The sequence below is a fragment of the Microbacterium sp. CnD16-F genome (assembly GCF_024124465.1).
Taxonomy (GTDB): domain Bacteria; phylum Actinomycetota; class Actinomycetes; order Actinomycetales; family Microbacteriaceae; genus Microbacterium; species Microbacterium gawkjiense.
Genome location: NZ_JAMXSA010000025.1, coordinates 19,459 through 38,032, shown reverse-complemented (window position 1 = coordinate 38,032; position 18,574 = coordinate 19,459). Strand labels below are relative to the sequence as shown.

Annotated in this window: 13 protein-coding genes and 1 pseudogene; 1 reads left to right on the top strand and 13 read right to left on the bottom strand. The window is 70.1% G+C overall.

Annotation, left to right across the window (positions count from 1 at the left end):
* From NH287_RS08645 to NH287_RS08585, 13 genes and pseudogenes are all read right to left on the bottom strand, one after another.
* Positions 1 to 396 (bottom strand): annotated as a pseudogene (locus NH287_RS08645) (cytochrome b/b6 domain-containing protein); the annotation flags it as partial.
* Between the two features lie 6 nt (positions 397 to 402).
* Complete coding sequence (locus NH287_RS08640; RefSeq protein WP_253035279.1) at positions 403 to 1,392, bottom strand: electron transfer flavoprotein subunit alpha/FixB family protein; 990 nt, start codon at positions 1,390 to 1,392, stop codon at positions 403 to 405.
* Positions 1,393 to 1,403: 11 nt separating this feature from the next.
* Positions 1,404 to 2,180, bottom strand: a complete 777-nt coding sequence (locus NH287_RS08635; RefSeq protein WP_253035278.1) for an electron transfer flavoprotein subunit beta/FixA family protein — start codon at positions 2,178 to 2,180, stop codon at positions 1,404 to 1,406.
* A gap of 87 nt (positions 2,181 to 2,267) precedes the next feature.
* Complete coding sequence (zapE, locus tag NH287_RS08630; protein ID WP_253035277.1) at positions 2,268 to 3,296, bottom strand: cell division protein ZapE; 1,029 nt, start codon at positions 3,294 to 3,296, stop codon at positions 2,268 to 2,270.
* Between the two features lie 60 nt (positions 3,297 to 3,356).
* Positions 3,357 to 4,133: an enoyl-CoA hydratase-related protein gene (locus NH287_RS08625; RefSeq protein WP_253035276.1), complete on the bottom strand. Its 777-nt coding sequence runs from the start codon at positions 4,131 to 4,133 to the stop codon at positions 3,357 to 3,359.
* 128 nt (positions 4,134 to 4,261) lie between these two features.
* Positions 4,262 to 4,462, bottom strand: coding sequence for a hypothetical protein (locus tag NH287_RS08620; RefSeq protein ID WP_253035275.1), 201 nt, complete (start codon positions 4,460 to 4,462; stop codon positions 4,262 to 4,264).
* Positions 4,463 to 4,775: 313 nt separating this feature from the next.
* Entirely contained in the window at positions 4,776 to 11,048 is a 6,273-nt protein-coding gene (gene pulA, locus NH287_RS08615; protein ID WP_253035274.1) for a pullulanase-type alpha-1,6-glucosidase, read from the bottom strand.
* Positions 11,049 to 11,202: 154 nt separating this feature from the next.
* Positions 11,203 to 12,375, bottom strand: coding sequence for an acetyl-CoA C-acyltransferase (locus NH287_RS08610; protein WP_253035273.1), 1,173 nt, complete (start codon positions 12,373 to 12,375; stop codon positions 11,203 to 11,205).
* 3 nt (positions 12,376 to 12,378) lie between these two features.
* Complete coding sequence (locus NH287_RS08605) at positions 12,379 to 13,560, bottom strand: bifunctional 2-methylcitrate synthase/citrate synthase (protein ID WP_253035272.1); 1,182 nt, start codon at positions 13,558 to 13,560, stop codon at positions 12,379 to 12,381.
* Between the two features lie 16 nt (positions 13,561 to 13,576).
* Entirely contained in the window at positions 13,577 to 14,476 is a 900-nt protein-coding gene (gene prpB, locus NH287_RS08600; protein ID WP_253035271.1) for a methylisocitrate lyase, read from the bottom strand.
* Between the two features lie 160 nt (positions 14,477 to 14,636).
* Positions 14,637 to 16,163: an MmgE/PrpD family protein gene (locus NH287_RS08595; RefSeq protein ID WP_253035270.1), complete on the bottom strand. Its 1,527-nt coding sequence runs from the start codon at positions 16,161 to 16,163 to the stop codon at positions 14,637 to 14,639.
* Positions 16,160 to 16,831 carry a GntR family transcriptional regulator gene (locus NH287_RS08590; RefSeq protein ID WP_253035269.1) on the bottom strand — a complete coding sequence of 224 codons (672 nt, stop codon included), beginning with the start codon at positions 16,829 to 16,831 and terminating at the stop codon, positions 16,160 to 16,162. Before NH287_RS08590 ends, NH287_RS08595 begins: the two co-directional genes overlap by 4 nt.
* Positions 16,832 to 16,889: 58 nt before the next feature.
* A complete protein-coding gene (locus NH287_RS08585; protein WP_253035268.1) occupies positions 16,890 to 17,498 on the bottom strand; it encodes a TetR/AcrR family transcriptional regulator in 609 nt (202 codons plus the stop codon).
* 68 nt (positions 17,499 to 17,566) lie between these two features.
* Between NH287_RS08585 and NH287_RS08580 the strand changes: the two genes are divergently transcribed.
* On the top strand, positions 17,567 to 18,544 hold the full coding sequence (locus NH287_RS08580) for a zinc-binding dehydrogenase (protein WP_253035267.1): 978 nt from the start codon (positions 17,567 to 17,569) through the stop codon (positions 18,542 to 18,544).
* Positions 18,545 to 18,574 lie beyond the last annotated feature (30 nt).

The window sequence follows — 18,574 nt, the reverse complement described above, 5'->3', positions numbered from 1 at the left end:
CGCGTCCGGGCGACGCTCGGCCTGTGCTGCGCCTTCGGCCGTCGCCGGGCCGGTGGATGCCGGCGGCCAGGGCTCGCCGCCCGGGGTTCGCGGCAGTCCGCGTCGTGTCGCGGTCGCGGGGGCCGAGGCGTGGTGCGAGGCGACCGCATCCTCCGTTGTCGTCGACCCGGAAGCCCGTGTCGCGGACTCAGCCGACGCTGTCGTCGCGGAGTCGGTGGGCGGCGCCACCTCGTCGGGGACCGAAGCCGCGCCCGCATCGGCGAGCTGAGCCGCAGCTGCATCGGCGACCGGTGCCGCGGCTGCGTCGGCGACCGGAGCCGACCCTGCGGGTGGCCAGGGGTCGCCGCCGGAGACGCGCGGGAGCCCCCGACGCACGGAACGCGCGTATGTCGCCATCCGCTCCTACTTCTTCTTCGCCTCGAGCGCCGCGATCAGCTGCGGCACCACGGTGAACACGTCACCGACGACGCCGAAATCAGCGATGTCGAAGATCGGCGCATCTCCATCTTTGTTCACGGCGACGATGGTCTTCGCCGTCTGCATGCCGGCCTTGTGCTGGATGGCACCCGAGATGCCGAGCGCGATGTACAGCTGCGGCGAGACCGAGACGCCGGTCTGGCCGACCTGGTACGAGTAGGGCACGTAGCCGGCGTCGACCGCGGCGCGCGACGCACCAACCGCGGCGCCGAGCACATCGGCGAGCTGCTCGACGAGGGCGAACTTCTCGCCCGAACCGAGTCCGCGACCACCCGACACGACCTTCGTCGCTCCCCGCAGCTCCGGACGGGTCGAGGTGACGGTCGCCTCTTCGAACCCCGTGATGGTGGCCGCCGGCGCACCGGATGCCGTCACCTCGAGCGGCACCACCCGCGGCGCGGTGACCGCCTCGGCGCGGTGCTCGACGGCGCCCTGACGCACCGTGACCACGAGCGGCCCGAAGGTCGCCGCACCGGTGACCGTGTAGGCGCCGCCGTACACGGAGTGCTCCGCGAGCACACCCTCCTCGTCGCGTGCGACACCGACGGCGTCGACGCACAGCGCCGCGGACGTGCGCGCCGCGAACCTGCCGGCGACGTCGCGCCCCTCGATCGAGTTCGACACCAGCACCGCATCGGGCTGGACGAGAGCGGATGCCGCGGCGAGCGCGTCGACGACGGGCACCGTGAGCGCGGTGTCGGCGCCCCCGAGCCCGCAGACGAGCACGGTCGCCGCGCCGCGCTGACCGGCGGCCTCGGCGAGAGCGGCGTGACGCGACTCGTCGGCGACGATCAGCGCGACAGGCGAGCCGACGCGTGCGGCGGCGCCGAGGAGGCCGGCGGCCGACGCGGCGAGGTCGCCGGAGGGGGTGACATCGAGCCACACCAGGACGGAATCTGCAGCGAAATCGGTCATCGCGGTGCTCCTCAGACCAGTCGGTTCTCGATGAGGTAGGCGGCCAGCTTCTCGCCGGCATCCCCCTCGTCGGTGATCTTGACCCCGGCGGTGCGGGGCGGCTTCTCGGCGATGGTCGTCATGATCGACTGCGGCGCGGCCCCGGGGTCGACGTCGACGCCGAGGTCGGCGAGCGTCAGCGTCTCGAACGGCTTCTTCTTCGCCGCCATGATCCCCTTGAAGTTGGGGAAGCGGGCGTCCGGGAGCGCCTCGGTGATGGAGATCACCGCAGGGAGTTCCGCGGTGACGCGGGCGGTGCCGAAGTCCGTGGCGCGCGTTCCCTGGACGGACTCAGCAGAGATCTCGACGGATGAGAGCGCGGTCGCCTGGGGTACGCCGAGGTGCTCGGCGAGCATGGCCGGGAGCACGCCGCCGGCGCCGTCCGTCGACAGGTTGCCGGTGATCACGAGGTCGAAGCCGGTGCGGGTGATCGCGGCGGCCAGCGTGCGGGCGGTGACACCGAGATCAGCGCCCGCGAGCGCCTCGTCGACGATGTGGACAGCCGACGCCGCGCCCATCGCGAGAGCCTTCCGGATCGTCGCCGTCGCGGCATCCGAGGCCATCGACATCACGACGACCTCCGTGTCGGCGTTCTTCTCTGCGTACGACAGCGCCACCTCGAGCGCACGCTCGCCGATCTCGTCGAGAACACGCTCGGAGGCGCCACGGTCGGCCAGCCCCGTCTCGAGATCCAGCTTGCGGTCGCCGTACGTGTCCGGCACCTCTTTCACCAGGACGACGATCTTCATTGACTCCTCCTCGACATCGCATCCGAGTCTACGGTCGGCGTCCGCGGGACGCAGTGTCACGGGGCGAGCATCTCGGTCCCGCGCGCGTCATCCGCCGAGCGCGCGGAGCCGGCTGAGTGCCCGGTCGGCGTCGAGAGGAACGTTCGCGGCCTGGCGCAGCGTGTCGAATGGCGCATGCGCGTGCACGACGAATCGCACGTCGTGGTCGTAGAGCACGTCGACGAGGGTCGTGAAGCGCATGAGGGGTTCGCGGCGCACCGTGGCGAGGTCGGGCACGGACCGGAGCGTGAGCTCGGAGTACCGGTCGGCGAGCCACTGGTACTGCCGTACGCCGAGGGGCGCCTCGCACAGACGGGCGAAGTCGAACGTGACCTGCGCGCCTTCCGCAGAGAGTGCCGGCAGCGGGATGCCGTCGGCGCGCAGCACCACGCCGGCGTCGGCGGGCGGCGCATCCGCGGCCGGGCTGACGTGCCAGATACCCGAGGCGAATCGCGTGTGCGCGTCGGCGCCGGCGGTCCGGTGATCGGGGCCGTCGCCGATCGGGACGACGGCGAAGGACGACTCGATCCGCGCGATCGCGGGGAGGAATCGGTCATGGAGTCGCGGATCGGGGAGGAGGTCGGCGGGGGCGTAGTTGCTGGTGGCGATGAGGGGGATGCCGTCGTCGGCGGTGACGTTCAGCAGCGCGTCGAGGTAGACGGCATCCGCGACATCATGCACATGGAACTCGTCGACCAAGAGGACACGCACGCCGTGCAGGAGGCGGCGCAGCACGATGGCGGGGGCCTTCCAATCGCGGACCAGCTCGGCCTGCAGCCGTCGGAACAGCTCGTTGAGGTGCAGCCGGAGCACCGGCTCGGGCCGGAACGCGGCCAGGTACCGCTCGGCGAGCATCGACTTGCCGCGACCGACGCCGCCCCAGAGGTACACGTTGCCGGTCGACGCGGCGGCGATCGCCTGGACGGCGTCACGCTGCGCGGGATCGAGATCGAGGTCGTCGGTGTCCGCGACGAACCGCGCGGCGACCGCGGGAGTGAAGGCTGGCCGGACGCGCTCGGAGAGCTCGTCTGCGGGCTGGACGCGCTCGGGGAGCTCGTCTGCGGCGCGATCAGTCACGCCACCATGCAATCACGCCCCGCAGAACCTCGAGCGGCGGCCGCCGCACAAGCGCAGCGCTCAGCGGTGCGTGAACCCGGGCGCGCGCTTCTCGCGGAAGGCGGCCATGCCCTCCTTCTGGTCCGCGGTGTCGAACAGTCCCGCGAACGCGTGCTTCTCGTAGCGCAGGCCCTCCGCCAGCGTCGACTCCAACGCCACGTCGAGCGCCTCGGTGGCGGCGTACAGCGACGGCAGCGACTTCGCCGCAATCGTCTCCGCCGTCCGCTGCGCGTCGTCGAGGAGGTCGGCAGCCGGCACCACTCGGGAAACGAGCCCGGCGCGCTCCGCCTCCTCCGCCCCGAAGTGACGCCCGGTCAGGATGAGTTCGGCCGCTTTGAACGACCCGACCGCGCGCGTCAGCCGCTGCGTCCCGCCCATCCCCGGGATCACACCGAGACCGATCTCCGGCTGCCCGAACGTCGCGGTGTCCGCCGCAAGGATGATGTCGCACATCATTGCCAACTCGCACCCTCCGCCGAGCGCATAACCCGACACGGCGGCGATGACGGGCGTGCGCACCGCCGCGAAGCGGGCCCACCCGCCGAAGTGGTCGCCCATCAGCATCTCGCTGCCGCTCAGCGCTTCCATCTCCTTGATGTCGGCGCCCGCGGCGAAGGCCCGCTCGCTGCCCGTCACGACGATCGCGCCGATGCCGGCGTCGGCGTCGAACGCCTCCGCGGCATCCACCACGTCGCGCATGACCTGCACGTTCAGGGCATTCAGCGCCTCGGGTCGGTTCAGAGTGATCCAGCCGACGCGTCCTCGCGCCGCCGTCACGATGGTCTGGTAATCGGTCATGCCCTCATCGTCGCAGACGCCCGTACCCACGAAAACCGGGGCCTGGATGCCGATCGGCATCCAGGCCCCGTAGTGCTCGCGCAACTTCGTTTCCGGTGTACTCCTCGCTCGTGGTGTTGCCCACCCACTCAAAGCTCGATGTCGCCGAGGTAGCCGAGGTCGGCTGCGAGTTCAGGCCAAATGACGGTGTTGCTCGAGCCCTGGTAGCGGAGCGTCCTCGTCTGCTCGGCGGGGTCCGCAGCCCCGGCGGAGGCCACGCAGCCGCTGGAGGCAAGGACGGCGGCGGCGAGCACGGCAAGGGTGCTGACGCGGGTGAGAGTGCGTGCCATGGATGCTCCTGTGGGTCGGTTCGGAAAGCTCGTGGAGACGAGTGAACCGACCCGATCAGGGGCGTGCGAGCGGCCGTGTCACACGCGGCCGCATCACGTCGAACGGCGTGATGAATTGCAATACGGCGAAACATCGCCTCGACGCGGCAGGGCGCGCGTCAGCGTTCGTTGCCGCGGCGGTAGACGTGGATCTCGCCCGACTTCGTCGCGCGCCACGCGAAGGGCTCGTAGCCGTCGGGCGTGCTCGCAGACATGCCGTCAGTCAACCATCGCCGGGCCGCGGGGACGACACACCCGCGACCCGGCAAGGGGTTCAAGCCGCCGCGTCGACCCGGGGTCGGCGGCGGAACTGTGTGACGAGGCCGAACGCGACCAGTGCGGCGCCGATGACGACGACGAAGCCGACCGGGAACGAGCCACCCGTCGAGGCGAGGCTGCCCGCCTCGACGACCTCGACCGCGGCGCTGAGCGGCGATTCGCCGGCCGTGCGCACGATGAGGGTGTGATCGCCCACTTCGAAGTCGTCGGGGATGTCGATCGCGAACGTCACACGACCGTCGGCGTCTGCGGCGGGGATGCCGGTGACGACGATCGGGTCACTGTTCAGCGTCGCCTCGATCTGCTGGCCGGGCGTGAGACCGGAGACGGTCACCTGAAGCGTGCCGCCCTGCTCGACGACACCCGAGCCGACGTCGATCGACGCCCACGCGCCGTCGCCGTCGCCAGAACCGTCGCCGTCGCCAGAACCGTCGCCATCGCCAGAACCGTCGCCATCGCCAGAACCGTCGCCATCGCCAGAACCGTCGCCGTCGCCGTCGCCATCACCATCGCCGCCGTCGCTGGAGCCGTCGGCATCCTTCTCGACGAGCACCGCGACGGTCCGCGCGGGCACCGTGATCGTGCCCGAAGCGGTCGCCCACTCGGTCTCGCGCACGACGTCGTCGCTGCCACCGGCGAGCGCCGGGGTGAGGGCGAACTCGCGACCGGCGAGCGCGTCGATCTGCTGCGTCGTCGCCTCGGGCGACGCGTTGAAGACCACGAGTGCGCCGTCGAGTTCGGCATCCACATCGACACCTACGGTGTCGTCGATCTGCATCACGATGACACCCGGGGTGGCGTCGGTGCCGCTGTTCGGGAACGACACCTTCTGACCGATGAGGTCGGCCGATCCCAGACGCAGCAGCCCCACCTCGGAGCGCACGCGCAGCAGGTCGAGGGCCTGCGCCTCGGCCGTGGCGATGTCGGATGCCGCGGGCTTCAGCGCCGGGTCGGCCAGCAGCGGCTGCATGATCGACCACTTCTCGCCGTTGTCGGCCTCGCGCGGCAGACCCGACCCGAAGGTCGACTCCTGCCCGGTCCAGTCGATGCGGTTGAACCAGTCTCCCGAGTTGTAGCTGTTGCGGTCGAGCGACTTCGAGCGGAGCAGCTCGGTGCCCGCGTGCCAGAACGACGGGGTCTGCGACAGGGTCGCGGTCGCCAGCGACAGCGTGTTCATGCGCACACGGTCGGCCATCGAGGTCTCGCGCGGAAGCTTGAGCACCGACAGGTCGTACAGCGTCTCGTTGTCGTGCGCGTCGACGTAGGTGATGACCTCGTCGGGCTGATCGGCGTAGCCGGCCGACTGGCCGTTGTAGTCGAGCTCTGCGCCCGTCTTCTCGGCGCCGGTGTGATCGGTCAGCGAGAACCCGCTGAGGTTGCCGGCAAGACCCAGCTTGACCAGATCGGTCTGGTGACCGAGCGCCTCGAGCGCCTCTTCGGCCGTGCCGTTGATCGGGTCGCCGTTGGGGTCGGTGCCGCGGCCGGTGCCGAAGCCCTGTACGAACGTCGACCCGCTGTCGACCGGGCTGCCGCCGTGCACGGCGTCGCGCAGCCGGTCGCTGAAGGTGCCGATGCCGGTGCCGCCGAGGTTGCCCTGCGTCGCCTGCTCGAACAGTGCGCCGCCGGCGACCTCGCCGAAGTCCCAGCCCTCGCCGTACAGGTAGATCTGCGAACCGTCGACGCCGTCCTTCTTGAGCGTCAGCTCGTCGAGCGCCTCGCGGACGGCGAGCATGTTCTCCTTCGAGTGGTGCCCCATGAGGTCGAACCGGAAACCGTCGACCTTGTAGTCGCGTGCCCACGTGACCACGGAGTCGACCATGAGCTTCTCGGCCACCTTGTGCTCGGTCGCCACGTTCTCGCAGCACGTCGAGGTCTCGACGGCGCCGGCGGCGTTGAGGCGGTGGTAGTAGCCCGGCACGATCTGGTCGAGCACCGACTTCTCACCCTGACCGGACTGCGCCGTGTGGTTGAAGACCTGGTCGAGCACGACCTGCAGGCCCATGTCGTGCAGCGCACCCACCATCGAGCGGAACTCGCCCACGCGCGCCCCGCCCTCGGGGTCGGTCGCGTACGAGCCCTCGGGGGTCGAGAAGTGGTACGGGTCGTAGCCCCAGTTGAAGCCGTCGGCATCCACGACTGCTTCGACGCACGCCTGCTGCTGGTCGCTGTCGGGCGCCATCGAGGCCAGGTCGCAGTCGGGGGTCGCCTGCGCGGCGCGGTTCTCTTCGATCGTCGCGATGTCGAACGAGGGAAGCAGGTGCACCGTGTTGATGCCGGCATCCACCAGCTCGCGCAGCTGCTCGGTTCCGGCGCTGTCGCGCGTAAAGGCCAGGTACGTGCCGCGCTCTTCCTCGGGCACCGTCTCGTCGGTGATCGAGAAGTCGCGGATGTGGAGCTCGTAGATCGCACGGTCAACCGGACGGGCCACCTCGGGCGACTCGGTCTTGCGCCACTGCTGCGGCTGCCACGCCTTGTCGTCGAGGTCGATCGCGACCGAGCGCACCGAGTTCTCGGTGAGACCCAGCGAGTACGGGTCGGTGACCTCGTTCGTCTCGATCGCACCCGTCGACGGCGCGTATACGACGACCTCCCAGCGGTACTCGTCGCCCTTCAGCGCGTTCTTGCCCGCGACAGCCCACACACCCGATGCGGCATCGAAGGCGGCTTCGTGGCGCTGCGGGTCGCCCTCGGATCCGGCGTCCCACGTGAGCAGGGTCGCCTGCTGCGCGGTCGGGGCCCACAGGCGGAAGGTGGGCTTGTTGCCCTTGAACGTGACACCAAGGTCGGTGTCGGCGACGGCGTCGGCGTAGAGGTCGTCGAGCACCCCCGGCACCTGCACGCCCGTGAAGGCGGTGAGCGAACCGTCGTCGGCGCGCTGGGCGACCATCAGCTGGCCGCGCAGCAGTTCGGCGACGGCGGCACGGTCGAGCCCGTCGACGCGCAGCGCCGTGTACGACGCCAGCGCCGGGAAGCGCTCCTTCTGCTCGTCGCTCAGACCGCCGTCGACGACGGTCAGCTCGACCGGCTCGCCGCCCGCGACATCGCCGTCGGCGATCGCCAGTTCGGCCGCCTGCGAGCCGTACAGCTGCCACGCCGTGCCCTCGCCGAGGTCGGCGGGCCAGGCGATGGTGTCTGCGTCGATCCAGTGCGCGCGCGACTCGCCGATACCCTCCAGCGGCGGGTCGGCGACCTCGATCTCGAGCACGTGGGTCTCGAGGGTGTAGCGGAACACGACACGCTTGCCCTCGGTGGCGCTGAACGCGATGTTCACGCCGTCACGCGCACCGTCCTGGCCATAGTTCTCGGTCCAGCTGAGTCCGTGCGCGACCTTCAGCTCGTACGAGCCGGTCGGGATGCTGCTGGTCGAGAACTCGTAGACGCCGTCACCGTCGCCGTCGAACATGAGACTGCGCAGGCAGTCGGGCGCCCAGTCGCCGGCGCAGCCGAGCGATGCCTGGAACGAACCGGGCAGGGTGACGATGGGGCCGTCTGCGGTCGACTGCACGAGTTTGGTGCGCGGGTCGAAGTAGAACGTGATGGGGCCGCCTTCGTGGCTGAGCGCGAGGTTCGAACCGCCCGCGACGCCGCCGGCGCCGTAGTTCTCGTCCCAGCTGCGCTCGGTGGCGACCTTGTATTCGTAGTCACCCGCGGGCAGGTCGACCGTGAGGGTCCAGATGCCGTCGACGAGGGTCATCTGCGCCTGGTCGCAATCGGGCGCCCAGTCGCCGGCGCAGCCCATCTCGGAGTTGAGGCTGCCGGGAATGCTGACGGCGTCGTAGTTCGTGACCTCTTCGGGCTCTTCCGGCTCTTCGGCCTCGGCCGCGACGGCGACGCGGTTGCCGACCGATGCGTAGGTCGAGGCGGCAGAGCGGTTGCCCGCGGCATCCGTCGACACGGCTCGGTACTCGACGAGCGTGCCCGCGGCCAGGCCGTCGACGTCGTGGAAGACGCGGGGCTCGGTGTCTTCGGCAGTGCCCAGCGGCGTCCACTCGTCGTCGCCGACGACGCGCCACGAGAAGCTGGTCTCGCGCCAGGCCTGGTCGGCGGTCGCGGCGACGGCCACCGAACCGCTGAGCCCGGCACCTGCCTCGGGCACGGTCACGGCCAGCTCGGCCGCGGCCTCGGGCGCCGTGACGGTCGCGTCGGCCCGCAGCACGACCGCACCCAGTGCGGGCACGGTGACGGATGCGATGGCATCCGCACCCGACTCGGTCGCAGCGCCGCCGCCGTAGACAGGGCTGAACGAGGCGTCGGCCGTCAGCGTCGTGACGTCGACCGTCTTCTCGCTGTCGGTGTTGTTGAGCGCGACGAGGTACTCGACCTGCTCGTCGCGGTCGACCCGCGAGAAGGCGTACACGCCGTCGCCCGCGAGGCGTTCGATCTGCGCGCCGTCAACGAGCGCGGGATGCTGCTCGCGCAGCTGCGACAGCTCGGCAATGCGGGTGTAGATCGACGTGTCGGTGTCGAACCGGTCGACCGAGCCGACGGTCTCGCCATCAATGAGCGTCTGGTTCTGGTACTCCTCAACCTGGCTGGCGAACAGCGTCTGGCGGGCGCTCTTGTCGTTGCCGGGCGAAACACCGGTGAAGCCCTGCTCGTCGCCGTAGTAGACGACCGGCTGACCGCGGGTGAGGAACATGAGGTCGTGGGCCAGGAGGTCGCGCGCCTCGGCGTTGTCGGCATCCTTCAGGTAGTAGCCGATGCGGCCCATATCGTGGTTGCCGAGGAAGGTCGGCAGGGCGGTCGCCGACGAGTCGGGCGTCGTGTAGCGGTCGTCGCCTGCGAACAGGTTCTGCAGCACGGTCGACTTGCCGCCCTTGGCGAAGCTCGTCGCCGCCGACTGGAACGCGAAGTCGAGCACCGAGCTCATGTCGGTCTTGCGCACGTAGGGCGACAGCAGCGCCGGGTCGGCGTCGTAGACCTCGCCGAACATGAAGAAGTCCGGCTTGCCCGCGGCGTGCGCGTAGTCGAGCACCTCGGTGGACCACTCCTGCCAGAACTCGAAGTTCACGTGCTTGGCGGTGTCGATGCGGAAGCCGTCGATGCCGAGGTCGATCCAGTCCTGGTACACGTCGACGAACCCGCTGACGACGTCGGGGTGCTCGGTCATCAGGTCATCGAGGCCCGAGAAGTCACCGTAGGTGGTGGACTCACCGCTGTAGGTCGAGTCACCGCGGTTGTGGTACAACGTCACGTCGTTGAGCCACGCCGGCACCTTGACGTCTGCTTCGCTCTCGTCGACCTGGGGCGTGTACGGGAACGAGGTCGCGGCGTCGAGTGCGGGGAAGTCTCCCGTGCCGGCGTAATCGCCCGGGTCGAACGCGGTGCCGTCGGCATCGGTGTACGGAGACGTCGCCTGGTCGATGTAGGCGTACTCGCCCTCTTCGTACGAGATGACGTCGGCGGTGTGGTTGGTGATGATGTCGAAGTAGACCTTGATGCCGCGGTCATGGGCGTCGGCGATGAGCGCCTCGAGTTCGGCGTTCGTGCCCAGGTGCGGGTCGATCTGCGTGAAGTCGGTCACCCAGTAGCCGTGGTAGCCGGCGCTGGCGTCGGCTCCGGTGCCCTGCACGGGCTTGTTCTTGAAGCTCGGGGTCAGCCAGATGGCGGTCGTGCCGAGACCTTCGATGTAGTCGAGGTTCTCGTGGAGACCGGCCAGGTCACCACCGTTGAAGAAGCCCTTGTCTGTGGGGTCGAAGCCGGTCGCGAGGCGGTCGCCGGTGAGGCCGCCCTCGTCGTTCGACGTGTCGCCGTTGGCGAAGCGGTCGGTCATGACGAAGTAGAACTGCTCGCCGTCGCCCGCCTGGCGCACCGGGTCTGCCAGCAGTGCCGCATCGGCGTCTTCGTAGCCGCCCGCGAGGCCCGTCGCTTCGAGCCCGACGCGGTTCGTCGCGGAATCGAAGACGAAGCGTAGCGTCGCATCGCCGGCGATCGTCAACGGAATGTTGTCGCCGCCGCCGTCGAGGCCGTAGGAGACATCCCAGGTGTCGTCGAGTGCGACCTTGTACTCGTAGGTGCCCGCGGGCACCTCGAACTCCGCCGCGAAGACGCCCGCAGTCTCCGTCTCGACCAGTTCGGTCGCGGCGCACTCGGGCTGCCAATCGGCGGAGCAGCCGAGCTCGTCCTGCAGGCTGCCGACGATCGCATATGTGTGATCGGCGGCAGCCACCGGCGTCGCCGCGAGGACGATGCCACCCGAGACGACGAGCGTGGCTGAGACCGCGGCGGCAGCTGCGCGGCGGAGGGGGGCGGGGGTCGGCTGTGACACGAGCGCTCCTGGATGTGCGACGGCACAGCAATGTGCCCGGGGTACCGCAGACGTTAGCGGGTTCGAGCCCGAGTGCGCAAACGCTTGCAACGATGGATGAGCGAAATCTCACCGTGCGGCCGGAGCGTGGCCGCGAACGACCCCGCGGGCGAGGTCAGAGACGTTCGATGATCGTGGCGTTGGCCATGCCGCCGCCCTCGCACATCGCCTGCAGGCCGTACCGGCCGCCGGTCGCCTCCAGGTAGGCCAGCATCGTGCCGAGCAGGCGGGTCCCTGACGAGCCGAGGGCGTGGCCGAGCGCGATGGCCCCACCCCACGGGTTCAGCTTCGCAGGATCGGCGCCGACCTCCGCCGTCCACGCGAGCGGCACCGGCGCGAACGCCTCGTTCACCTCGTAGGCGTCGAGATCGTCGATCGAGAGGCCGCTGCGCTCCAAGATGCGGCGGGTCGCCGGGATCGGCCCCGTCAGCATGAGCAGCGGGTCGTCGCCGACGACCGAGAAGGCGTGGAATCGCGCCCGCGGGGTGAGGCCGAGCTCGTTCGCCTTCTCCGCGCTCATGATGAGCACCGCCGATGCGCCGTCAGTCAGCGGCGACGAGTTGCCGGGCGTGATCCGCCAATCAAGATCGGGGAACCGCGCGGCCATCGCATCGGTGCGGAACGACGCCGGAAGGCCCGCGAGCTTCTCAGCCGTCGTGCCCGCGCGGACGGTCTCGTCGGCCTCCACGCCGGCCATCGGCAGGAGTTCGCGCGCGAATGCGCCGGCCTCGTGCGCCGCGGCTGCGCGCGCGTGCGACTGCGCGGCGAATGCGTCGAGGGTCTCACGGTCGAAGCCCCACCGCTGCGCGATCAGCTCGGCCGAGACTCCCTGATTCACGAGCCCCTCGGGGTAGCGCTCCAGCATCGCCTCCGAGAAGGGCGACCCCGCGACGGATGCCGAAACACCCAGCGGCACGCGACTCATCGACTCGACGCCGCCCGCGATGACGATGTCGTACTGCCCCGCGATCACGCCCTGGGCCGCGAAATGCGCGGCCTGCTGGCTCGACCCGCACTGCCGGTCGATCGTCGTACCGGGAACCGACTCGTCGAACCCCGCAGCCAGCACCGCCTGCCGCGCGATGTTGAACGTCTGCGCGCCGACCTGGCTGACGCAGCCCAGCAGCACGTCGTCGATCTGATCGGACTCGAGCCCGTTGCGCTCGAGGACGGCCCGCAGCGTGTACGCCGCGAGGTCGACCGGGTGCACCTCACTCAGCGCACCGCCGGGCTTGCCGCGCCCCGACGGGGTGCGGACCGCGTCGACGATGACGGCGGTGCGGAGCATGACTCAGCCCGCCTCTTCGGCGCGCTCGAGCGCTTCGAGGTCGGCGGCATCGGGCACGTACCCGTCGATGTGGCGCTCGTCGGGACCGTTGTAGGCCGACAGCGGGCGGATGAGCGCGTTCGATGCCTGCTGCTCCATGACGTGCGCCGTCCAGCCGGTCACGCGCGCCGCGATGAACAGCGGCGTGAAGGTGAGCGTGTCGAACCCGATGAGGTTGTACGCCGGACCCGAGGGGTAGTCGAGGTTCGGGTAGATGCCCTTGCGCTGCACGAACTCTGACTCGAGGGTGTCGTAGAGGGCGGCGACCTCGGGCCGGTCGTAGTGCTCGACGAGCGTGTCGAGGGCCTTCTTCATCGTCGGCACGCGCGAGTCGCCCTTCTTGTACACGCGGTGGCCGAAGCCCATGATCTTGCGCTTGGCGGCGAGCGCCTCGTCGAGCCAGGGCACGACGTTCTCGGCGGATCCGATCTCGTCGAAGATGTGCAGCACGGCCTCGTTGGCACCGCCGTGCAGCGGCCCCTTCAGGGCGCCGATCGCACCGACGACCGCGGAGTACAGGTCGCTGAGGGTCGACGTGATGACGCGCGCGGTGAACGTCGACGCATTGAACGAGTGCTCGGCGTACAGGATCATCGAGCGGTTGAACGCGTCGACGACGACCGGATCGGGCTCTTCGCCGAAGGTCATCCAGAGGAAGTTCGCCGCATAGTCGAGGTCTTCGCGCGGCTCGATCATCGCCTCGCCGCGGCGACGACGCTGGCCGTACGCGACGATCGCCGGCAACACCGCGAACAGCCGCATGCTGCGGTCGAGATTCTCGGCGTGGGTGCCTGCAGCATCGAGCACGTTGAGGATGCCGGCGGTCTCGGTCGCGCCGATGGCACTCACAACCGTGCGCACCTCGTCCATCGGGTGCGCATCGACGGGAAGCTCGTCGATGAGCGCCACGACCGACTCCGACAGCGCCCGGTTCGCACGTTCGATCGCGCGCAGTTCGCCGAGCTGATCGGCCGTCGGCAGTTCGCCGTGCCACAGCAGGTAGGCGACAGCCTCGAACGACTGCGTCGCGGCGAGCTCCTGCACCGGGTAGCCGCGGTACAGCAGCGAGTTGCTCTCAGGGTTGACCTTGGAGACGGCGGTCTCGTCGGCGATGACGCCAGCGAGACCCTTCTTGATGTCGGTCATGGTGTGCTCCTTCGCGTCACCGGGAGATGTGGAAGTTGAAGACGTTCGTGTCGAAGTGGTTGTAGTCCTCGTAGTCGATGAGGTCGTACAGGTCGGCACGGTGCTGCATCTGGTCCAACTGCGAGGTCAGGTGCCCCTCTTCGGTCAGCGTATCGAGCGCACGCCCGGTCGCACCCATCGCGATCCGCAGCATCGACACCGGCCAGATGACGATGTTCACGCCCGCATCGCGCAGTTGGGAGGTGGAGAACAGGTCGCTCTTGCCGAACTCGGTCATGTTCGCCAGGATCGGCACGTCGAGGGCGGATGCCATTGCCTCGAACTCTTCGAGGGTGCGCATCGCCTCGGGAAAGACGGCGTCGGCCCCCGCGTCGACGAGCGCCTTCGCGCGGTCGACTGCGGCATCCATGCCCTCCGCCGCACGGATGTCGGTGCGCGCCATGATGAGGAAGTTCGGGTCGCGGCGAGCGTCGACGGCGGCCCGGATGCGCTTGACCGCGGTGTCTTCGTCGACGACGGCCTTGCCGTCGAGGTGCCCGCACCGCTTCGGGTTGACCTGGTCCTCGATGTGCGTGCCGGCAAGGCCCGCGTCTTCGAGGGTCTGGATCGTGCGGGCAACGTTCATCGGCTCGCCGAACCCGGTGTCGGCGTCGATGATCGCCGGCAGCTCCGTCATCCGGGCGATCTGCTGGCCGCGGCCGGCGACCTCGGTGAGGGTGGTGAGGCCGATGTCGGGCAGCCCCAGGTCGGCCGACAGCACCGCGCCCGAGATGTAGACGCCCTCGAAGCCCTTGCGTTCGATGAGCCGCGCCGACAGCGGGTTGAACGCGCCGGGAAACCGCAGCAGCTCACCCGAGGCGAGCCGCTCGCGGAACAGGCGCCGCTTCTCGTGCGCCGGCGTCTGCGCGTACAGCATCAGCAGGTCCCTCTCTCGATGCGACCGCGTTCTGAATTCAGTCCCGACGGATGCCGCATCTCACCGTGCGTCCCGGAATCGCGGGTTTCCGCAGCCGGACGACGATCGGCTCCCGAGCGCAGGGACTGAATACCGAACGCGCGGCCGACGATGCTCTCCATCAGAACAGTCCCGTCGGCGCGGGCGCGGTCTCGAGGACGCCGGGCGCCGCGACGATGTCGAGCTGCCGCACCTCGTCGGGCGTCAGCTCGGGCAGGCGCTGCACGAGCGCGAGGAACCGCTCGATCTCGGCGGGCTCGAGCACGGGCTCGGCCAGCAGCCGGAACTTGCGGATGTAGTCCTCGCGGGCGAACGGCCGGGCACCCAGCGGGTGGGCGTCGGCCACGGCGATCTCGTCGACGACGGTGGAGCCGTCGGCGAGGGTGATCTCGACGCGACCGCCGAACGCCTTCTCGGCGGGGTCCTCCGAGTGGTAGCGGCGCGTCCACTCGGCATCCTCGGCGGTCGTGACCTTGTGCCACAGGGCGACGGTGTCGGACCGTCCGGCGCGCTCGGGCGTGTACGAGTCGACGTGGTGCCAGCCGCCGTCCTGCAGCGCGACCGCGAAGATGTACGGGATCGAGTGGTCGAGCGTCTCGCGGGATGCCGCGGGGTCGTACTTCTGCGGGTCGCCGGCGCCCGAGCCGATCACGTAGTGCGTGTGGTGGCTCGTGTGGAGGACGATCGAGGCGATGTTGGCGGGGTCGCGCAGCTCGGGGCGCTCGGTGCCGAGCCTGCGGGCGAGGTCGATCCAGGCCTGCGCCTGGTACTCGGCCGAGTGCTCCTTCGTGTACGTGTCGAGGATGCCGCGCTTCGGCTCGCCGGCGGCGGGGAGCGGCACCTCGTAGGCGGCGTCCTTGCCGTCGAGGAGCCAGGCGATGACGCCGTCCTCACCCTCGTAGATCGGCGACGGCGAGGTCTCGCCGCGCATCGCGCGGTCGACGGCTTCGACCGCCATCTTCCCGGCGAAGGCGGGGGCGTGCGCCTTCCACGTCGAGATCTCGCCCTTCCGCGACTGCCGGGTCGCCGTGGTGGTGTGCAGCGCCTGGGCGACGGCCTGGGAGATCGTGTCGACATCGAGGCCGAGGAGGGTTCCGATGCCGGCGGCGGCCGACGGGCCGAGGTGCGCGACGTGATCGATCTTGTGCTTGTGCAGGCTGATCGCCCGGACGAGGTCGACCTGGATCTCGTACCCGGTCGCGAGCCCGCGGACCAGGGCTGCCCCGTCGGCGCCGACGTGCTGCGCGACCGCGAGGATCGCGGGGATGTTGTCGCCCGGGTGCGAGTACTCCGCCGCCAGGAACGTGTCGTGGTAGTCGAGTTCGCGGACGGCGACGCCGTTGGCCCACGCCGCCCACTCCGGGCTCGTACGGGTCTCGTTCGACACGCCGAACACCGTGCCGCCGTAGCCGCCCGTCGACACCGGGTGCGACAGCGCCTGCGAACGGGCTGCGCTGACGGGACGACGGGTGAGGGATGCCGCGGCCACCGCCGCGTTGTCGATGACCCGGTTCACGATCATGTCGACGACGTCGTCCTCGACGGCGACCGGATCGACGGCGACCTGCGCGATCTTGTGGGCGAGCTGCTCCTCGCGGGGCAGCGGCTCGTCGCTGCGGTAGACGCGGACGTGGTGGGTGACGGTCATGTCGGTTCCTCCGGGGTGTCGGACAGGGAGTCGAGGATCGAGGCGAGCGCGTTGTGCAGGTGCACGTGCGTCGCGTGGGCGGCGAGGTCGCCGTCACCGGCGGCGATCGCGTCCGCGATGAGGCGGTGCTCGGCGACCGAGGCGGCGAGGCGTTCGGGGTTGTCGCGAGCCAGGCGCCGCACGCGCACGAGGTGAGTGCGGACGGTGCGCAGCGCCGAGGTGAGGTAGTCGTTGCGGACGGCGGCGTCGAGCTCGGCGTCGAAGCGGGCGATGAGCGCGTAGTAGGCGTCGGCGTCGGATGCCGCTCCGCCCGACGCCTGCGTCGCTGCGAACTCGACGGCGAGCGCAGCGAAGACGGCACGATCGCCCGCTCGGGCCGCCAACCGGGCCGCGGTCTCCTCGAGCGCGCGGCGCACGGCGAAGAGGGCCTCGATATCGGAGGCGTCGATGCCGGCGACGACGGTGACCCGCGGGGACGCCTGCTCGACGAGCCCGTCGGCGGCGAGTCGGCGGAGTGCCTCGCGGAGCGGCGTCCGGCTCACGCCGAGTCGTGCGGCCTGCTCGACCTCGGCCAGAACGGCCCCGGGAGGCAGCGCCCCGTCCTGGATCTCGCGCAGCAGCGTCTCGTACGCGCGGACCCCGGCGTACCGCGCGGGTGCATCCGTCATGATCTCAGTGTATGCACAGTGGGCCTGGGTGGAGGCGTTGACGCAGTGGATCCCCGCCTTATGTATACACAGGCGTCACGCCGACATCCCACGAGGCGACAGCCGTGAGGACCGCGCCGAGGCTGCGATCAGCGGCATCCGGATCCACCCTCGCCACGGCGAGCGCGGCGATCACCAGCGACGCACAGACCTCCGAGAGAGCCGCGCGCGAGGCTACCGAGATCTCCGGCCGCGCGGAATCCACACCCGCGGCGATCGCGGCACGGAGCTCACCGGTGTACGCCGTGACGAGCGCGCGCACGTCGGGGTCGTCGTCGACGACGGGCGCGCATGCGGCGTTGAGCAGCAGGCATCCCGCCTGGGCCCGCGGCGTTCCGCTCGCGATCGCGGCCCGCATCTCGGCGATGTACAGCGCGAGGGCCTCGGTACCGGCATCCGGCTGCTGCAGCCGGCCGATGCGGGAGCGCACGACCTCGTCGAGGTACCGCGCGACGACGGCCTCGAACAGCCCCTTTTTGCTGCCGAACGCGTGATAGATGCTCGAGCGCTTGAGCCCCGTCGCCGCTTCGAGTTCCGCCACACCGGTCTCGGCGTACCCGCGCGCCCAGAAGACGTCGCGCGCAGCGCGGACGACGTCGTCGCGGTCGAATGTCGCCGTGCGTCCCATGGATGCCCCTCTCAGCCGTCGGTACTATATTAGACCGATCGTTACAAAATGACGCCTTGGAGGAGAACATGCGCGCAGTCACCCACCCCGTCTTCGGCGAACCGGCCGACGTCCTCGAGACCACGGAGCTCCCCGACCCCACCCCCGGTGCGGGAGAGGTCCGGGTGCGGCTGCTCGCCTCGCCGATCCACAACCACGACCTGTGGACCATTCGCGGCACCTACGGCTTCACGCCGGAACTGCCCGCCCGTTCGGGCACCGAGGCCGTCGGAGTCATCGAGGAGCTCGGTGAGGGCGTCGAGAACCTGCAGGTCGGCCAGCGCGTCGCCACCGGCGGCACCTTCGGCGTCTGGGCCGAGCAGTTCATCGCCCGCGCCGCGACCCTCATCCCCGTCCCCGAGGGCCTTCCCGACGAGCAGGCCGCACAGCTCGTCTCCATGCCGTTCAGCGCCATCAGCCTCATCGACTTCCTCGACGTGAAGCCGGGCGACTGGATCGTGCAGAACGCCGCGAACGGCGCCGTCGGCCGCATGGTCGCGCAGATGGGTCGCGCCCGCGGCCTCAACATCCTCGGCCTCGTCCGCCGCAGCGCCGCCGTCACCGAGCTCGCCGAGCAGGGCATCGACCGCGTCGTCGCCGTCGACACCGACGACTGGCGCGACAAGGTCGCCGAGATCACCGGAGGCGCCCCCATCATCGCCGGCGTCGACTCCGTCGGCGGCGAATCGAGCGGCCACGTCCTCTCGCTCCTCGGCGAGAACGCCACGCTCGTCGTCTTCGGCGCGATGGACGCTCCCGTCATGCAGCTCGCGTCGGGCCCGGTCATCTTCCGCCACATCACGATCAAGGGGTTCTGGGGAAGCAAGGTGAGCACCGAGATGGATGCCGCCACGCGCGGCCGGCTCTTCGGCGAACTCGCCCAGCACCTCTCGTCCGGCGTCCTGACCCTGCCGGTGTCGGCGACGTTCCCACTCGAGCAGGCGCGCGACGCCGCCCGCGCAAGCCTGACCGCCGGCCGCGTCGGCAAGGTTCTGCTCCGCCCGTGATCCCCGACCCGCGCGCGGCCACTGCGCCGC

What these genes read in the sequence shown, in the direction of transcription:
- NH287_RS08610 (WP_253035273.1), bottom strand. Translation starts at nt 12,375, where the DNA reads ATGCTCCGCACCGCCGTCATCGTCGACGCGGTCCGCACCCCGTCGGGG.
- NH287_RS08585 (WP_253035268.1), bottom strand. Translation starts at nt 17,498, where the DNA reads ATGGGACGCACGGCGACATTCGACCGCGACGACGTCGTCCGCGCTGCG.
- NH287_RS08620 (WP_253035275.1), bottom strand. Translation starts at nt 4,462, where the DNA reads ATGGCACGCACTCTCACCCGCGTCAGCACCCTTGCCGTGCTCGCCGCC.
- NH287_RS08605 (WP_253035272.1), bottom strand. Translation starts at nt 13,560, where the DNA reads ATGACCGACATCAAGAAGGGTCTCGCTGGCGTCATCGCCGACGAGACC.
- NH287_RS08590 (WP_253035269.1), bottom strand. Translation starts at nt 16,831, where the DNA reads ATGACGGATGCACCCGCGCGGTACGCCGGGGTCCGCGCGTACGAGACG.
- NH287_RS08595 (WP_253035270.1), bottom strand. Translation starts at nt 16,163, where the DNA reads ATGACCGTCACCCACCACGTCCGCGTCTACCGCAGCGACGAGCCGCTG.
- prpB (WP_253035271.1), bottom strand. Translation starts at nt 14,476, where the DNA reads ATGCTGTACGCGCAGACGCCGGCGCACGAGAAGCGGCGCCTGTTCCGC.
- NH287_RS08625 (WP_253035276.1), bottom strand. Translation starts at nt 4,133, where the DNA reads ATGACCGATTACCAGACCATCGTGACGGCGGCGCGAGGACGCGTCGGC.
- NH287_RS08580 (WP_253035267.1), top strand. Translation starts at nt 17,567, where the DNA reads ATGCGCGCAGTCACCCACCCCGTCTTCGGCGAACCGGCCGACGTCCTC.
- NH287_RS08640 (WP_253035279.1), bottom strand. Translation starts at nt 1,392, where the DNA reads ATGACCGATTTCGCTGCAGATTCCGTCCTGGTGTGGCTCGATGTCACC.
- NH287_RS08635 (WP_253035278.1), bottom strand. Translation starts at nt 2,180, where the DNA reads ATGAAGATCGTCGTCCTGGTGAAAGAGGTGCCGGACACGTACGGCGAC.